This window comes from Paenibacillus taihuensis, assembly GCF_003386535.1.
Lineage (GTDB): Bacteria > Bacillota > Bacilli > Paenibacillales > Paenibacillaceae > Paenibacillus_Z > Paenibacillus_Z taihuensis.
Map to the genome: position 1 here is coordinate 36,970 of NZ_QTTN01000025.1, position 17,396 is coordinate 54,365.

The window sequence follows — 17,396 nt, forward strand, 5'->3', positions numbered from 1 at the left end:
AGGCTTTAATCTGCTTTACTCTTTTTTATTTATAAATGGCAATATGTTTTTCCTCGGATTCAATTTGGTTAATTATAGCTAAATACGCTTATATGAACGGAATCGTCGGGTCCATTACATAAACTCGACTAATTCGAGAATACAAGAAGTGTGCGAGGAGAGATAGCTCATGTTAAAAAACTATCGGTTGACTAAAGCAGAGAAGCACGGTCTGAGCCACTTCGATCCAAAGGATACCGGCGGCTTTGCGAGTAAAGAGGAGATTCAAGATGAGTTTCAACACATGGAGAGGAAGCTTGGCCATTTGCAGGACAAGTTGTTTGCCTCGAAAACGAATGGCGTGCTTGTTTTGTTCCAAGGGATGGATTGCAGCGGCAAGGACGGAGTCATTAAGAAGGTACTTTCCAATCTGAATCCTCTGGGCTTTCGTGCGGAGAGTTTCAAGGCGCCGACGTCGGAAGAATCCGCTCATGATTTCCTATGGAGAACGCATAAAGCTGTCCCTGCCAAAGGCTATATTACCGCATTTAATCGCTCTTACTATGAAGATGTGCTCATCACCCGGGTGCATGGAACGATTCAGGATGATGAAGCGGCCACTCGGATGAAGCATATCCGGCATTTCGAGAAGATGCTAACGAACAATGGCATACTGCTGATCAAAATTTTCTTGCATATATCGCCCGAATTTCAGCTCGAGAAGATCCGCGAACGGCTCAGTAACCCGGAGAAGGTCTGGAAATTCGATCCGAGCGATCTTAACGAGCGACAATACTGGAGCTCATACATTGACGCGTACGAAGACGTATTTCGGCAAACAGCAACCAAATACGCCCCATGGCATATCGTTCCGGCCAATGAGCGATGGTTTCGCGATTACGTGGTGCTCCAGCTTATTCTAAGTTCCTTGGAGAAGCTGGACCTTTCTTATCCGGAACCGGATATTGAGACTCGAAAGCTGATGGAACAACTTCATGTCAGTGAACCACCACCCCAAAGCAGCTAAATTGATAATGATCGTCTATGTCGAAAATACTTAATGAAGTAGGCATTTGAGCTCTCTCCCTTTTTTGACTAGAATGAAAGTGATCATACTTTCGATTTGGAGGGAAATACATATGTACCGGATGAAAGAGGACTTTGTAAGTGACTGGGCTGCATCAGCAGCAGGTACATTGGCTGTAATGAAATCCATTACGGACGAGAAGATGGATACTGCAATTGTGGAAGGGCATAACTCGTTAAGTTGGTTGGCTTGGCATTTAACGGGGACTGCAGCGATCTTCGGACAAATCGCAGGGCTTCAAGTTCCGGCAGTAGAACGCGGGGCTGGAACGACGCCTGTTCATATGGCGGAGATCGTCGCCAAATACGAAGAGATCAACGAGGCTTACAAGCGAGAAGCTAACCAATGGACAGATGAGCAGATGTCGGAGGAGATCCAAGCCTTCGGCGGAAAAATGATGCGAGGTAAATTCCTGCGCCTGCTTATCGATCATCAAACGCACCATCGCGGGCAAATGACGGTTCTGCTTCGTCAAGCAGGTTTAATCGTGCCGGGAGTCGTTGGACCGACGAGAGAAATGCAAGCGAAATAACAAACAGGGTAGGAGCGCCGATTCCATATCGGCGCTCTTTTTTTGAATTCGGAGCTGGCGGAGAGGATGCCCCATCAAAATACCTGCTTGAAATTAGATGACACATCATCTACTATGTATATAGATGATGTGTCATCTAATTTAAAATATGAAAAGAGGCATTTTCTCATGACGAACGCGAGAATACATGTTTGGCATACAGGCGAAGTTTATATTGACCAGTCTTTGGCTTTCAGAGAGAAAACCCTGCATCCGTTACCCTACACAGGCTGGTTAAGACCAAGGGCTAAGAAGAGGTGGGTTCCCGTATCTGTATACCTCATCGAACATCCGAGTGGGTTGATTTTGGTGGATACCGGATGGCACACTGAGATGAGGGAAAACCAGCGAAAGCATCTGGGGGCATTCGCTTCATCCATGTTTAAGGGGAGATTGCCTGCGGGAGAGGCTGTGCATGAACAATTGTCCCGTTATGGCGTAAAAGCAGCCGATATCGATTATGTGCTGCTGACCCATCTGCACTCTGATCATGTCAGCGGACTTAAACATGTCTCTGAGGCGAAGCAAATACTCGTCAGTGAGCCGGAGTGGAATGCGGCTCAACGTGGGATAGGTTATATTAAATCCATGTGGCAAGGCGTTAATGTAACGCCATTTGAATGGACACAAATCCCATACGGGCCCTATAAACTGGGACTGGATCTTTTTCAAGACGGTTCCGTTTATCTGGTTCATACACCGGGACATAGTGCGGGTCAATTCTCAGTACTGGTTCGAACGAAGCAAGGGTGGGTATTGTTGGCGAGTGATGTAGGCTACGGGGCTGCATCGTTCGCTCATGGTATCTTGCCTGGATCGACTACGGATAAGAAAGCAGCACGACGCTCGTTGGATTGGGTGAAGGAGTTCATGGCACGAGAGGATTGTTTGATGGCCATAGCGAATCATGATGTAGAGATTAAACCTCAAATAATAGGCTGTCCAGCGCCATGGAAATCGATTGTTGAATGAGGCTCTTAAAGAAGAGGGGGTTACTGCTTCCCAGGCAGAAGTGATCCGTGTTCTGGGAATGAGGCAACCCGATGACTCGCGATTTGTTGGGTTTACGGGCTTTTATAGAAGCTTGCCGATACTGACAGTGCTGCCCTTCGTTATGACGGCCTTTCCGTTCCGTAATAGATTAATGCCAGAGCCGGCATGGCGATGGCGATCCACAAGGTTGTGTTCCAGCCGGCCGCAGCGTACGCCCATCCGCCTAGCGCGGAGCCGATGGCCCCTCCGGCGAAGAAAATGGCCATGAACAAGCCGTTCAGCCGGCTGCGGACCTCTGATCCGAGCGAGAAGATTACTCTTTGGCTTAGAACGAGATTGGTCGTCACGCCCATATCCAGAACGATGGCTGCAATGAAAAGGAGAACAAGTGCGAACGTCGAGCCGCTTGGGTTAGCCAAGGGAAGCGCCATTGAGATCAGGACGAGGCCCAGCGCAATTCCGGTAGCGGGGCGAATCCATCCCCGGTCTGCCAAACGGCCGGCTATCGGCGCGGCCAGTGCGCCAGAGACCCCGACCAAGGCGAACAATGCGACTTCCTGCTGGGAGAATCTGAAGGCAGGTCCAGTCAGGTACAGAGGCACTGTCGTCCAGAACAAGCTGAACGTCCCAAACACGCATGCATGGTAGAGGGCTCTTCGCTGCAGGATAGGCGTCGATTTCAATAATTTGAGCATCGAGCGTATGAGAGAAGAGTAACCGGTTGAGGTTGAAGGCTGTCTCACCGGAAGCGTTCGAAGTAGTACCAGCGCCAAGACCAGCATAGCTGCTGAGGACAAGTAATAGACGATTCTCCATCCCAGGTATTCTGCCACCAGACTTGAAACGGGGCGAGCCAGCATAATCCCGAGCAGCAGGCCGCTCATGACGCTCCCGACGTTACGGCCCCGCGATGCTTCAGGCGACAGATGAGCCGCGAAAGGCACGAGAATCTGAGCCGCAACGGAACTCGTTCCAATCATCATGGAAGCAAATAGAAACAGCGTGACGTTATGGAGGACTCCCCCAAGCGCAAGAACAATACCCGCAAGCACCAGCAGAATCACGACCAACTTTCGATTCTCCACAATATCGCCCAGAGGGACAAGGAATAGCAGACCCAGACCGTAACCTACCTGGGCTAGCGTGACGATCAAGCCTGCTGCCCCGGAGGACAGCCCGAGATCCTCGCTAATCGGCCCGATTAACGGCTGTGCATAATAGAGATTGGCTACGATTAGGCCGCAGGCGGCGGCGAGAATAAGGATAATTGTCCGAGAGAAGAACATCTCGATGGGTTATGTGTTCCGGAACGAACATTCCAGTATTATTTTCGAACCTGCAATACGGCTCGTACGCTATAATAAAGCTAATGGAAAATGCTACAAGGACATCGTTCCAAGGAGGCCCAGATGAACGAAGCAGCTTTTGATATGCAGTTATTTGAAAGCTTTAAGCCGGGGTTAACATCGTTCTGTTACCGAATGTTAGGATCCATGGATGATGCGGACGATGCTGTTCAGGAAACCAGCATTCGGGCATGGCAAAGCTGGAGCATGTTCAGGCAGGATTCGTCCATGAAGACATGGATCTACCGTATAGCGTCGAACTTATGCTTGGACAAGCTGAGGCAAGCCAAGCGACGCATGCTTCCCGTTGACCTATCTGACCCAGCTGTCGCCATTGTCGAGCCGAACGAGATGCTGCCAGAATCGTCCTGGATCTGGCCTTCGCCTGATTTTGGAGAAAATCCGGAAGATATTCTCGTACGCAAAGATACCCTTCAGCTCTGCTTCATTGCACTCTTACAAACGTTGCCGCCTCGTCAACGTGCGGTTCTTATCCTGAAGGACGTCTTCGAGTGGTCGTCCAAGCAAATCGCGGAAACGCTAGGGCTGTCGCCGGCGGCGGTGAACAGCGCGCTGCAGCGGGCCAGGGAGACGATGAATCGAACGCAGCTTCGTTCCGACGAATATAGCAAGATGGACGTCGACCCCGATCCTGCTCTTCTCTCTCGTTACGTAGAGGCCTTCGAACAATTTAATATCGATGCGCTTGTGTCGTTGTTCCATGAAGAAGGCTGTATGTCGATGCCGCCTTTCCCAATGTGGATCAGCGGTCAAGACGATTTGTCCACGTTTTTCGCGCTTACGCGCTGGCATTGCGAGGGGTCTAAGTTTGTGTGGACGACAGTCAATGGCGGTTATCCCGCTCTGGCGCAGTATATGCCGAGTAAGGAAGCGCCTGTCCTAGTGCCTTGGGGGATTCATGTGCTTGAAGTGAAGGACAATCGAATCCTGCATGTTCAAAATTTCATAAATACAAAATTATTTGCTCGATTGGGTCTCCCAGCGCATTTAGACCGATGAATAACGAGATCGGTATTCGTCTATACAAATGAGAAGGAAAATTACCGAGAGAGGTGTTCATTACAATGGAAACAAGTAATCAAGCGAAAGTAACCGTTGAGACCGTCATTCAAGCCCCAGTGGCAAAGGTATGGAGCTATTGGACGGAGCCGGATCACATCACGAAGTGGAATCAGCCATCCGAGGATTGGCATTCGCCAAGAGCGGAGAACGATTTGCGGGTCGGCGGCGCGTTCGTGACAAGAATGGAAGCGAAAGACGGCAGCATGGGCTTCGATTTCGGCGGAATTTACGACGATGTGAAGCTGCATGAGGCGATTTCCTACACGATGGGAGACGGGCGGAAGGTGGACATCGCTTTCGTTGCTCAGGGTGACACAACGAAGGTCGTTGAAATCTTCGACCCCGAGAACACGCACCCCGTTGAGTTCCAGCAGGCGGGCTGGCAAGCGATCATGGACAGCTTCAAACGATACGTCGAAGGATCCGAGTAATAGATCTAGCGGCCGCTTCCCGGTAATTTATCGGGGAACGGTCGTTTTATTTTGGGTAAAAGGACTCCTGGGGCGCCGGGTTGATTTTAGTGGATACCGGATGGCACACTGAGATAAGGGGAATCAGGTCGTTGGATTGGGTAAAGGAGTTCATGGCACGAGAGGATTGTTTGATGGCCATAGCGAATCATGATGTAGAGATTAAACCTCAAATAATAGGATAACCGTTAGGAGCAGTCTAATTGAAAAAAGGGTTTGACGAAGTTGAAAAGTTCCGTTACCTCATTCTGGCTGTCCAGCGCCATGGAAATCGATTGTTGAATGAAGCCCTTAAAGAAGTGGGGGTTACTGCTTCCCAGGCAGAAGTGATCCGAGTTCTGGAGATGAAGCAACCGTTGTCGTTAAAGGATTTGGGGCAATTGCTGATTTGCGAGACCGGCAGCCCGTCAAGGTTGGTTGAACGAATGATCAGGGATGGACACGTTGCAAAGATGACCCACCCCGATGACTCGCGATTTGTTTTATTACAGCTGACTAAGCAAGGGAAGGAAGCAGCGGAGAAAGTAAAGTTCGTTGAAGAACAACTCTATCATCACATGCAGGAAATGGCCTCAGAAGCCGAACTAAGTGAGGTTAACCCGATCTTGGAAAGATTCCTTCGAGGTTCTGCCTTACATGAAACGATGGGTTTGAGAGGTTTTCTATAGTGACAATAATGATGACGGAATCAAGAAGTAGATATATACAACATTCACACCAAACATGTTTGAGTAAAAATTTGCATCCTGATGATTTGCCGGCTCCCAAAGAAAAATTGCCAATTCACGTGTTGGAGCAGAAGAAGAGGATGCTTGATGCTACGATTTCTGTAGCAAGAAAATTTATGACGAAGTTAATATCTAATTTGGACAGGACCTCTGTTCTGGTCTGCATCACGGATCATGAAGGGTACATTCTAGAACTGTACGGCGACGACATGATAAAGCGGCAAATTGAATCCTTAGGTTTATATACCGGAACCCGATTAGAGGAAGAGAAAGTAGGGACGAATAGTATCGAAATGGCTTTACGAATGGGAGAACCTGCACAACTTATTGGACCAGACCATTTCTTCCGTTGCTTGCATGAAAGTGCTTGCGTTTCTGTACCATTCTACTCAACAGGCAAGATAGGCGGGACGATTTCGATGATGATGGCCGCTCATCATGCAAGTCCATACCATATCGGACTGCTTCAGTCTGCCGTAGATTCTATCGAACGAGAGGTCATCGCGCAGAAGCAGAACAAGAAATTAATCGTCTTGAATCAAGTGCTTATGGAGAACAGTCGAAACGGGGTCATCCTGACCAATGAGGACGGCATAATAGTTGAAATAAATCCTTATGCGGAGAAGGTCTTATCCAGCAAGAAAGATGAACTATGCAATCGTCCAATTGCAGAAGTAGCGGTTATTGGAGCATACATGGAGCGTGTTCTGAGCGATAGTCAAAAGTATGAGGATGTCGAAATCACGATATCGAATAAAACGTTTCTATTTGACTCGTTTCCAATCTATGATGAACTCAACCAAATCATCGGCGTATTTGGCCAGTTTAGAGATATTACAGAAAGACTTGTTCTAGAAAGACAGCTCATGCTAAGCGAGAAATTGTCGGCCATAGGCAAAATCGGCGCGGGGCTTGCTCATGAGATTAGAAATCCGCTTACGTCGATCATAGGGTTATTGACGCTCCTTAAAGAAAATTTCAAGACAGCGGACCATAAGCAAAAGGACTATTTTAGAATCATCTTTAGCGAATTGGAAAGAATAAAAAATTTGGTTCAGCAATTTGTCATGATGGCCAAGCCTGATCAGAAAGGAATCATAAAAACGAGAGTGGGCCTGCATGCACTTATCGAAGATATTTTGGCGTTAATGGAAAATGACTTTCATGATAAGAACATCAAGATTCATTATCAGCCTCTGTGCAAAGAGGAGGTTTATATCGATAAGGATAAAATAAAGCAGGTCATCCTCAATATTCTGCAGAACGCTTTTGATGCCATTGATTTTGATGGGAACATATGCGTGGTTATCCGGCAGAGCCAGCTAGATCATGGGATTGAAATTGTGATCGCGGATAATGGATTCGGTATGGATGAAGATACGTTAGAGAAGCTGGCTACTCCTTTTCATTCAACGAAAAAGTACGGATTAGGCCTGGGATTATCGATGAGCTATAGTATTATTGAATTGCATAAAGGAAGAATAAAAGTAGAAAGCGAGAATGGAAAAGGGACAACCTTTACGGTATGGCTGCCGCATTCCAAGTATTAACGTAAACGGGGAGCACCGCATGGAAGTAAGCAAGGTTCAACAATTCGAATAGAACAGGATACAAGTTAAATGACAGGTAATCACAAACAGCGTTACCGATTCAGCGAAGCGCCGATATGGGACTTACAGAGGCAATATTACGAAGAAGAAGGATTGACGGCCTGGAGGAACGATCAGGTACCGCAATACATAACGAGCAATCCGATGATCGCGACCGCATACGCCGAAATGATATTCGGTTTTCTTCAAGATCGGGCGAATAAGGGGTATGGTTCGGAGCCCGTGACGATTGTAGAGCTTGGAGCGGGAGCGGGGCGCTTAGCTTACCATGCGTTGCTCGAGTTATGCCGGCTGAGAGATTACGCAGGGATCGCATTGCCTGCATTCCGTTATGTGATGACGGACTTGGCGATGAGCAATGTTCGAGCTTGGATGGAGCATCCCGCTCTGCAAGCTTTCACTGCCGAGGGGATTCTGGACTTCGCGCGGTTCGATGCTATTCAAGATACAACCTTACACCTCGTGCAGTCAGATGTAACGATTCGCTCAGGTGACTTGCAACAGCCGATAGTCATCGTTGCCAATTACTTTTTTGACGTCATCCCGCAAGAGCTGCTGTATATCGACGATGGTCAGATTAATGAAGTGGACGTGTACGTTGAATATCCGGATCATTATGATTCAATGAAACCAACGGAATTGCTGAATCAAATCGGACTAAGCTATGAGCATCGGCGAGCAACGGAGTACGAGCAGGAAAGCTATTCATATCGCGATGTCATTGCCTTCTACAAGGAGCAGCTCGAAGACTCGCATATTCTATTCCCGGTCGTAGGTTTGGATTGCTTGGAGCGGCTGAACAAGCTGTCGCAGAATGGATTTCTATTAGTCACGGCCGATAAAGGATATCACTTACTGGATAACTGGAAATACGCAGAAGCGCCGGAGCTGGTCCTGCATGGGAGAAGCTTTTCTTTAACGGCGAACTACCATGCGATTGAATATGTCTATAAACAAAGAGGAGCGGCGGCGTTATTTCCACCGCAGCATCATCAAGATATTAATGTCGGCTGCATTCTCCATTTGGATCAACCGATGAGCTACCCCCAAACGAGATTAGCCTATCATCGGTTTATTGAGCGATTCGGACCGGATGAATTTTATAGCATGAAGGTATGGGTCGACCGCCACTTAGAAAGCATGGATATGCAGCAAATCTTAAGTTTTTGGCGTTTGGGCAGATACGATGCGGAATTCTTCATTCAGAGCACGCAGCGGATCTCGAGTCTGATTCCGGAAATGAACGATGAAGATACGCAGGATCTCCTGACAGGCATACAGCGGATGTGGTCCTCTTACTACGTCATGGAGCAGCGGTACGATCTTGCGCTTGATGCGGGGCTGGTTCTGTTTGAGATGAGCATGTACGAGGCGTCCAAACGATTCTTGGAAATATCGATCCGTGAAGAACAAGATGAAGTCGTACCGACTGTTTATTATTGTCTGGCCATCTGTTGTCTCGAGCTGGAGTTAGTCGAAGAGGCATCGAGTTACTTGGGTAAGTTATTAGCACTCGATCGTGATCATGAAGAGGCCATGGCATTGCTGAGTGCGATTCAAGAGTGAATACCCGATCAAGCGATCTTAAAGGTATAATGAAGAAAGGCCATCCCGAAAAGGATGGCCTTTTAAACGTGTTATTCTAGTTCCTAACTATGCATTTCTACAGTGGCCGATGTGTGAAGAAGCCCTGCCGGCTGCAAGCATTGCATCAGAGAGCAGCGACCGAATCCCGCTCGATCAGCCTCGTGTTGACGTAAATATGCTGCGGTTCTTCGTTAGTATGCTCGACCCGCCACAGCATCCGCTCCAGCGCCTTCTCGGCGAGTGCTGATTTGCTGATGTCCATCGTCGTCAGCGCGGTGACGATCGATTGGCTGAGATCGGTGTTGTCAAAGCTAATAATCGATACCTGCTCAGGCACGTTTATCCCTTGCCCCTGCAGCTTGACGAGCAGCTTGTAGGCGGCCATGTCGCAATGGCAGACGAACGCGGTCGGCAGCTCCTCAGGAAGCGCGAAATCGTTAATGTACGCGCCGTCTTCGTCGTTGTTCACGATATGCCAGTCTTTTCGGTATTCGAGTCCGAATTCGGTAAGCGCTTTGACGTAGCCGCAAAACCGGTCCATGACGCTGCTCGTATAGTTCGGATTGCCGACGAAGCCGATCCGCTTGTGGCCCTTGTTTGCGACATAGGAAGCAGCGGTATATCCTGCACGATAGTTGTCGGTGACGATGCAGTCATACGTCTCGTTCCGCTTGTAGAAGTCGATGGCGACAATCGGCACAGAGAGCGACGAAGACAGCAGTTCCATATAGCTGTCGCTCACTTCGCCGGCCACGAACAGCCCGCCGATATTGGCACTGTCCTGATGAATCGACAGCGGCAGAGTCCCCTTCTTCTCCTCCTCCGGATTCAGCACGTACAGCGCCAGATTGATATCCTTCAACGCGCAATCCCGGTTCATATGATAATAAATTTGCGTGTAGAAATTGTCCGTGTCGAGAAAGAAACGTTTCGGGACGAGCAGTCCTAGCTTCGTGATTCCCTTCTGGTTTTTCTCCGCTTTCTTATGAATGTAACCAAGCTCGTGGGAGATGCGAAGGATCGTTTTCTTCAATTCCTCGCTGACGCCGGGTTGATTGTTCAGCGCTTTGGAAATCGTAACTTTGGTAACCCCAATTTCATTCGCAATCATTTCAAGAGTTACTTTGCGCTGCTTCGTCATAGCGGATATCTCCTAAGTTCTGTTATTAGTTTAAGGTGTCGGATTTGTAACTTTACAAAAATATTAACGAATTGACGAGTTTAAGTCAATGGGTATTCAGAGACATCATCAAAGTTTTGTTACTTTATATTAAAGATATTTAAGTTTGTTTGTAACTTGAATTAATCGATTGACAAAAGTAATTATAGAAAACTATAATCGCTTACATAAGGTAATTTTTAATTTTCGTAAACTAAAAGACAGCGATAGAAAGTAGGTACAACCAGATGGTGATTATACGTTCCGCCAATAATCCAATTATAGTGCCAAGTGATGTTACCGCTTCCAGAGCAGATATGGAAGTCATCGGCGTATTCAATGCAGGCGTTGCGAAGCTGGGCAGCGAGGTCATTCTTCTGCTCCGGGTAGCAGAGCGGCCGATTAACGACGATCCGAGCATTTATGTGACGCCGGTGTTCGAGCCGGAATCGGGCGAGCTCCGGCTGCACAGCATTCCAAGAAGCCCAGAGAACGACTTCTCCGATGTAAGGGTCATCAAGACGCCTGCCGGTAACTACTTAACGTCCATCTCCCATATGCGGGTAGCGCGGAGCGATAATGGCATCGATTTCGCGATCGATGAGAAGCCGACCGTGTTTCCCGAGACGATTTATGAAAAATTCGGCATCGAAGATCCTCGAATTACGCAACTTAACGGAAGATATTATATTACGTACTCGGCAATTTCCGAATACGGCATCGTGACGGCGATGATCTCCACGTCCGATTTCCGGTCATTCAAGCGGGAGGGAAACATATTCCATCCGGATAACAAGGACGTCGTCATCTTCCCGGAGCGGATCGCGGGCAAATATTATGCGCTCCACCGTCCGTCGTGCTCCCATTACGGCCGCCCGGAGATGTGGATCGCGGAATCAAGCGACCTTCTGCAATGGGGCAACCACCGTTTTCTGGCGGGCGTGCGCGAAGGCTTGTGGGATGACGGCCGGATCGGCGCGAGCGCGGTTCCGTTCCTCACCGAGCAGGGCTGGCTGGAAATCTATCATGGAGCGGATAAGGAAAACCGGTATTGCGTAGGCGCCATGCTCCTCGATAAAGACGATCCCGGGAAGGTCATCGCAAGAAGCGAGCTGCCGCTCATGGAGCCGGAGCAGCCGTTCGAGCTGGAGGGATTCTTCGGCAATGTTATTTTCCCATGCGGCGCGCTGGTGGAGAACGGCAAGATCGGCATTTATTACGGGGCGGGAGATACGTCGATCGGCTACGCCGAGACAACAGTGGACGACGTGCTGAATCATCTGGGTCTGGGTCGGACGATCCATGTATAACCGCTTGAGCAACGCTTACGTGGATAGGAGGTTGAACGATAATGGCAAGCCGCAAAGCCGCCGGGGCTGAACCCGGCAGACAGAGGCTCATTCGGCATAAGGGGCTTCGGGATCTCATTATGAACCGGTATTTGTACTTGCTCGTTTTACCGGCCGTGCTGTTCAGTATCGTGTTCGCTTATTTACCGCTCGTCGGGCTCGCGATCGCCTTTCAGGATTTTAACCCGATCAAAGGAATCTTCGGCAGCAAGTTTATTGGCCTCGACAACTTCAAGTTTTTCTTTCGCGGCCATGATTGGCTGATCATTACGGGCAACACGGTCATGTTCAACTTGATGTTTATCGTCACTGGAACGATCTGTGCGCTGACGATTGCCATCGTGCTGACCGAGCTCGGCAAGAATCTCTTCGTCCGGACGATGCAGTCGGTCATGATTTTGCCGAACTTCATTTCCTGGCCGATCGTCGGGCTGTTCTCGGTCGCGTTCTTCACTGCCGATACCGGCGTGATCAACCGCTTCCTGTCCTCGCTGTCGTTTGGCACGATCGACTTCTACACCGATGCGAAGGTCTGGCCGTTTATCTTCGTCCTGCTCAATATTTGGAAGACGGCCGGCTTCGGCGCGATCGTCTATATGGCGGCGATAGTCGGCATCGACAAGGAAATGTACGAGGCGGCCCGAATCGACGGGGCGACTCGGATGCAGAGCATCTTCCGCATTACGCTGCCGATGCTGAAGAGCACGATCGTCATGCTGTTCCTGCTCAGTCTTGGCGGGATCTTCGGCGGCAATCTGGAAATGGTGTATTCGCTCGTCGGCGATAATTCATTCCTGTACCAGACGACCGATACGATCGACACGTACGTCTTCCGCTCGCTGAGGACGGCAGGCTCGCTAGGCATGTCTCAGGCGGTCAGTCTGTATCAATCCGTCGTGGGCTTCATTCTCGTCGTGCTCGCGAACAAATTAGCCAAAAAAGTGGATGAAGATTCCGCGATCTTCTAATGGAGGAGGAAACCTGATGAACGGCACTAAGCTGGACAAAACGCTGAATGTGATCTTCTATATCTTCGCAGCGGGGTTCTCCCTCCTCTGCTTGTATCCTTTCCTGCTCGTGGTCATCAGCTCCTTTACGGACGAGGTGACGCTGCAGCAGAACGGCTACTCCCTGTTTCCGGAGAAATTCTCGATCGCCGCCTACGAGGCGATATTCAATACGAGCACGATTCCGGTCGCGTATCTCGTTACGATCTTTGTGGCGGTCGTTGGCACCTTCCTGAGCCTCGTGCTCACGAGCACGGCCGCGTACGCGCTATCGGGCAGAAGACTGTACTACGCCACGCCGATTGCCTTGTTCTTTTACTTCACGATGCTGTTCAGCGGCGGGATGGTATCGAGCTACATTCTCGTCACTAAATACTTACATTTGCAGAACACCATCTGGGTCTATATTCTGCCTTCGCTGCTCGCGCCATGGAACATGTTTCTGATGCGCAATTTCTTCAATGAAATCCCCGCCGGGCTCTTCGAGGCGGCGAAGATTGAAGGGGCTGGCGAACTCAAAATTTTGACGCGGATCGTGCTGCCCCTGTCGCTTCCGGCACTGGCGACCATTGGCCTGTTTTACGCGCTCGCCTACTGGTCTTCCTGGACGCCGGCTATGCTCTATATCGACAATCCGAAGTTGTTCTCGCTGCAATATATCATCATGCAGATTATCCGCAATATCGACATGGCCCAGACGATCGCCGTGAACGGGGTGCCGCAGGGAACGACGCCGGTCGCTCCGGCTTATACGGTAAGGCTTGCGACGGCGATGGTCACGGTTGGGCCGATCATTTTCCTCTACCCGTATTTACAGCGCTATTTCGTGGGCGGCCTCAAGGTCGGCGCGATCAAAGGCTAATATCGGCCAACAGCCGAATGGCATATTCATGCATCTTATTTCAGGAGGGGTATACATGAACAGAAAGATGAAAGCAGCCTCCCTGCTGACCGTCCTCGGCCTTGTGTCGGGGGCATTGGCAGGCTGCGGCGGAAATTCGGACAATGGCGGGAACAGCGGGACGAACGGCGGCGCGAATACGAACCAAACGGCAGACGCTGCAAAGGACCCGGTCACGCTCAAAATCATGCTGTGGGGCGATAAGCCGAAGCAGTTCGACGATGTCATCGCCGAATTCGAGAAAGAGACGAAAGATACGCTGAACGTGAAGCTCGACGTCACTTGGACGCCGCAGGCCGACTACGTCAACAAGTTGAAGCTGAAGCTGGCCGCCGGCGAACAGGTCGACCTGGCGTTCGACGCGCCATGGATGAACATGAACCAGTTCATTCAACAGGACAACTATAACAATCTGGATCCGTATTTCCATACAGATAAGTATCCGGGTCTCAAGAAAGCGTTTACCGATCAATATTTGAACAATAACATGTTTATGGGTACGGACAAGCAGCTCCATGTCTACGGCGTGCCGATGGGGCAGTATTACACCGACCTCAGCGTCATTTACTACCGCAAGGATTTGGCCAAGAAATACGGCATGTCCGACCTGCAGTCTTACGATGATCTTATTAAATATTTCGATAACGTAAAGCAGAACGATCCGAGCATCATTCCGTTCGTTGAGAAGAATGACGGCAATTACGGCGCGGTCGACATCGTGAACGGCACGAAGGCGACGCTGGCGGACAAAGCGGCTGCCGGACTGTGGGACGTGCCACTTGCACCGCAAGTAACGGGCACTGTGCTGATCAAGGACAACAAGGTTGTCGCAGCTTCGATTACAGGCGAGAAGTCGGAATCGAAGCAGGCGTTCCCTGAGCCGTATAATCAAGAAGATAACAGCACGTTCATCACGGTCCGCGACTTCCATGACAAAGGCTACACCGAGAAAGAGCCGATTACGCGCAAGGATGCCAAAGGTACATTTACGGCAGGTACGGCCGCGTCCATGATGGAGAATATCTCAAATCTGGATTCGATCCAGTCGGGTCTGAAAGCCGCTGTTCCGAGTGCCGAGATCGGCATGCTCATTAACTCCGCATCGGAGCGCGAGATGAAGCAGCCGAGCATGGTGACCGATTTCCGCGTCTGGAACTTCCTGTGCGTCCCGAAAACGTCGAAGAACCTTGACCGCGTCATGGAATTCCTGAACTGGATGTACTCGAGCCAAGACAATCATGACCTGTTCGAGCTTGGCGTCAAAGGCAAGAACTGGGAGCCGGTCGGCGACGATAAGTATAAAATTCCGGACGGCGTGGATCTTGCCTCCAACTATACGTTCCCTGGGTATGAGTTCACTTGGAATCCGACGTATATCCGCCTGTCGGCAAACGTGCCGGATGGGTTCGTCAAGTACTACCGCTATATGGCGGACGAGAAGTCATTCGTGAAATCGGCGCTGGCCGGCTTTGCTTTCAATGGCGACCCGGTCAAGAACCAGCTCTCGAACCCTGATTTCGGTACGATTCAGAGCGAGAAATTGCCACTCCAGCTCGGGATGATGAAAAATCCGGCAGACGATCTTGCGAAGCTTCAGCAGAAATGGGAAGGCAACAAGACGCTTCAGTCGGACATCCAAGCGATCAAGGACGAGCTCTTGAAGCAGGTACAGGCGTTCCTCGATACGCAAAAAGCGGCACAATAACTTCTCTTAGACGCAAAGAATAAGCGAAACTAGCGGGAGCATGCATATGGTGCATGCTCCTCTGGTCTTCATGGGGAGAAGTTCCCCGCATGCGGCCGCCTTGCGGTTCGAGGCGCCCGTTCCACAAATCGTTCGGGAGAGATGACCGATGACGTTAATCCGCAAAATCGCGCAGATGCCCAATATACCGTCCCCCTTCGAAATGAGGGATTGGAAGCAGGCGAGCATCGACTATGACGCGCTGGTGTTTGATTTCGAAGCGAAGGGTGATTTCCTGCCGCTCATCTGGTGGGATACGACGCAGCACAACACGCCGCGTGCTACGTTCGGCTTGCCATCCTACGTCGGCTTCGAGAAGAAAGGAAACGGCCACGAGGCGATTAATTGCGTCACGGCCGTGCTGGGCGCCACGCTCTCCGGCATCGACAAGAGCAGCCAAAACGGACATAACTGGGTAGAGATGTGCGAGAGCTACTTCAATACGGATAACGGAGAGCAGCTGTTTCTGAACCGGACGGGCGAGCGCTCCGGAGGAAGCTTCTGGTACGAAATCTATCCGCATCTGCTTGCTTACGGACTTGCTTACTACTATCCGGGCGTCGGCAGGCTGGATCGCATCATGTCGGTCACGGCCGACAAATGGCTGGAAGCTTGCACGGGGCTGACGGATGGGAGCGGCGTACCGGATTTCAACCACCTCGCCTACGATTTCCGCAGCGGCCGGCCGGTCGACAACGGCAAGTGGAAGGAACCGGAGGCTGCAGCCGGCGTTGCTTGGATCGAATATATGGCCTACGCCAGATGGGGGGAAGTCCGCCATCTGGAAGCGGCAGAAGGCTGCATGAAGTTTCTGGAGCGGGCAAAGTCCAATCCGTTCTACGAAATATTATTGCCGTACGGCGCTTATATCGCTGCCCGGATGAACGCCGAGCTTGGTCGCAACTATGACGTGGCGAAGCTACTGAACTGGTGCTTCGACGGTGACAGCGAGGCAAGGCCGGGTTGGGGCGTGATCGCCGAGCGCTGGGGAGATTATGATTGCCACGGCTTGTGCGGCAGCTTGACGGACTGGGGGCAGCGCTGGGATATGATGGCCACCAACGCCTCGGACGAATACCGCGAGGATTCGAGCGGCTATGCGTTCGCGGCCAATACGTTCTCGCTGGCAGCCGCCTTCGTGCCGCTCGTCCGTTACGACGTCCGATTTGCGCGGGACATCGGCAAATGGATGCTGAACGCGGCCAACAACGCCCGGTTGTTCTATCCCGGGGCACTGCCGAAGAACCAGGAATCGTGCTACTTCTTCCGAAGCGATCCAAAGCATGTCATCGCTTACGAGGGATTGCGGAAGCGTTGGGATGGCCAGAGCCCGTATGCGACCGGAGACGCAATCCGCTACAGCTGGGGCGCGATTGATCTCGGGCTGTACGGCTCCTCGCATGTCGGCATTTTCGGCGGCATCGTCGGGCAGACGGAGGAGCCGGCTATTCTTCAGTTGGATTGCCTCAAGACCGATTATTTCCGGGATAAAGCCTATCCGACGTATTTGATCTACAACCCCCATGATGGGCCGAGGACGGTGGCAATCGACGCCGGATCCGTGGCATCAGATATCTACGATGCGGCTTCGCATGCATATCTGACGCGAGGCGCGCAAGGCCGAACAGTTATCCTGCTGCCTGCCGATACGGCTGTCGTGGCTGTCATTGTGCCTTCCGGCGCCGAAATCGTCCGCGAAGGGGCGAAGCTGCGCGCCGGAGGCGTCGTCATCGATTTCCATTGTCCGGAAGGCGGGCCGGAGGCATAGAGAGGAGCGAGAAT

The 17,396-nt window shown here is 50.7% G+C and carries 15 protein-coding genes; 13 read left to right on the forward strand and 2 right to left on the reverse strand.

Going from position 1 to position 17,396, the window contains the following annotated elements:
- Positions 1 to 169 precede the first annotated feature (169 nt).
- From A8990_RS19530 to A8990_RS19540, 3 genes are all read left to right on the forward strand, one after another.
- Entirely contained in the window at positions 170 to 1,006 is an 837-nt protein-coding gene (locus A8990_RS19530) for a PPK2 family polyphosphate kinase (protein WP_116190729.1), read from the forward strand.
- A 112-nt stretch (positions 1,007 to 1,118) separates the two neighbouring features.
- Positions 1,119 to 1,598: a DinB family protein gene (locus A8990_RS19535; RefSeq protein WP_116190730.1), complete on the forward strand. Its 480-nt coding sequence runs from the start codon at positions 1,119 to 1,121 to the stop codon at positions 1,596 to 1,598.
- A gap of 168 nt (positions 1,599 to 1,766) precedes the next feature.
- Positions 1,767 to 2,609 (forward strand): N-acyl homoserine lactonase family protein, encoded by an 843-nt coding sequence (locus A8990_RS19540; RefSeq protein WP_116190731.1) that lies wholly within the window; start codon positions 1,767 to 1,769, stop codon positions 2,607 to 2,609.
- Between the two features lie 140 nt (positions 2,610 to 2,749).
- On the opposite strand, the gene A8990_RS19545 is transcribed toward A8990_RS19540, so the two are convergent.
- Positions 2,750 to 3,916, reverse strand: a complete 1,167-nt coding sequence (locus tag A8990_RS19545) for an MFS transporter (RefSeq protein WP_116190732.1) — start codon at positions 3,914 to 3,916, stop codon at positions 2,750 to 2,752.
- Positions 3,917 to 4,006: 90 nt separating this feature from the next.
- Here A8990_RS19545 and A8990_RS19550 point away from each other — a divergent pair, with 90 nt between their 5' ends.
- The 5 genes from A8990_RS19550 (at position 4,007) to A8990_RS19570 (ending at position 9,433) form a co-directional block, all read left to right on the forward strand.
- The gene (locus tag A8990_RS19550) at positions 4,007 to 4,996 is read left to right on the forward strand and encodes a sigma-70 family RNA polymerase sigma factor (RefSeq protein WP_281272515.1); all 990 of its coding nucleotides are present in this window, start codon (positions 4,007 to 4,009) and stop codon (positions 4,994 to 4,996) included.
- 65 nt (positions 4,997 to 5,061) lie between these two features.
- A complete protein-coding gene (locus A8990_RS19555; protein ID WP_116190734.1) occupies positions 5,062 to 5,490 on the forward strand; it encodes an SRPBCC family protein in 429 nt (142 codons plus the stop codon).
- 242 nt (positions 5,491 to 5,732) lie between these two features.
- Positions 5,733 to 6,197 carry a MarR family winged helix-turn-helix transcriptional regulator gene (locus tag A8990_RS19560; protein WP_116190735.1) on the forward strand — a complete coding sequence of 155 codons (465 nt, stop codon included), beginning with the start codon at positions 5,733 to 5,735 and terminating at the stop codon, positions 6,195 to 6,197.
- Between the two features lie 8 nt (positions 6,198 to 6,205).
- Positions 6,206 to 7,807: an ATP-binding protein gene (locus tag A8990_RS19565; RefSeq protein WP_245996111.1), complete on the forward strand. Its 1,602-nt coding sequence runs from the start codon at positions 6,206 to 6,208 to the stop codon at positions 7,805 to 7,807.
- 69 nt (positions 7,808 to 7,876) lie between these two features.
- Positions 7,877 to 9,433 (forward strand): SAM-dependent methyltransferase, encoded by a 1,557-nt coding sequence (locus A8990_RS19570; protein ID WP_116190736.1) that lies wholly within the window; start codon positions 7,877 to 7,879, stop codon positions 9,431 to 9,433.
- A gap of 145 nt (positions 9,434 to 9,578) precedes the next feature.
- On the opposite strand, the gene A8990_RS19575 is transcribed toward A8990_RS19570, so the two are convergent.
- Positions 9,579 to 10,595: a LacI family DNA-binding transcriptional regulator gene (locus A8990_RS19575; RefSeq protein WP_116190737.1), complete on the reverse strand. Its 1,017-nt coding sequence runs from the start codon at positions 10,593 to 10,595 to the stop codon at positions 9,579 to 9,581.
- 266 nt (positions 10,596 to 10,861) lie between these two features.
- On the opposite strand from A8990_RS19575, the gene A8990_RS19580 reads away from it, so the two are divergent.
- From A8990_RS19580 to A8990_RS19600, 5 genes are all read left to right on the forward strand, one after another.
- Positions 10,862 to 11,923: a glycoside hydrolase family 130 protein gene (locus tag A8990_RS19580; protein ID WP_116190738.1), complete on the forward strand. Its 1,062-nt coding sequence runs from the start codon at positions 10,862 to 10,864 to the stop codon at positions 11,921 to 11,923.
- 41 nt (positions 11,924 to 11,964) lie between these two features.
- The gene (locus tag A8990_RS19585) at positions 11,965 to 12,930 is read left to right on the forward strand and encodes an ABC transporter permease (RefSeq protein WP_181909678.1); all 966 of its coding nucleotides are present in this window, start codon (positions 11,965 to 11,967) and stop codon (positions 12,928 to 12,930) included.
- A 16-nt stretch (positions 12,931 to 12,946) separates the two neighbouring features.
- The gene (locus A8990_RS19590; protein ID WP_116190739.1) at positions 12,947 to 13,831 is read left to right on the forward strand and encodes a carbohydrate ABC transporter permease; all 885 of its coding nucleotides are present in this window, start codon (positions 12,947 to 12,949) and stop codon (positions 13,829 to 13,831) included.
- Positions 13,832 to 13,886: 55 nt separating this feature from the next.
- Positions 13,887 to 15,575, forward strand: coding sequence for an extracellular solute-binding protein (locus A8990_RS19595; RefSeq protein WP_181909679.1), 1,689 nt, complete (start codon positions 13,887 to 13,889; stop codon positions 15,573 to 15,575).
- A 148-nt stretch (positions 15,576 to 15,723) separates the two neighbouring features.
- Complete coding sequence (locus A8990_RS19600; protein WP_116190741.1) at positions 15,724 to 17,382, forward strand: hypothetical protein; 1,659 nt, start codon at positions 15,724 to 15,726, stop codon at positions 17,380 to 17,382.
- Positions 17,383 to 17,396: the final 14 nt, after the last annotated feature.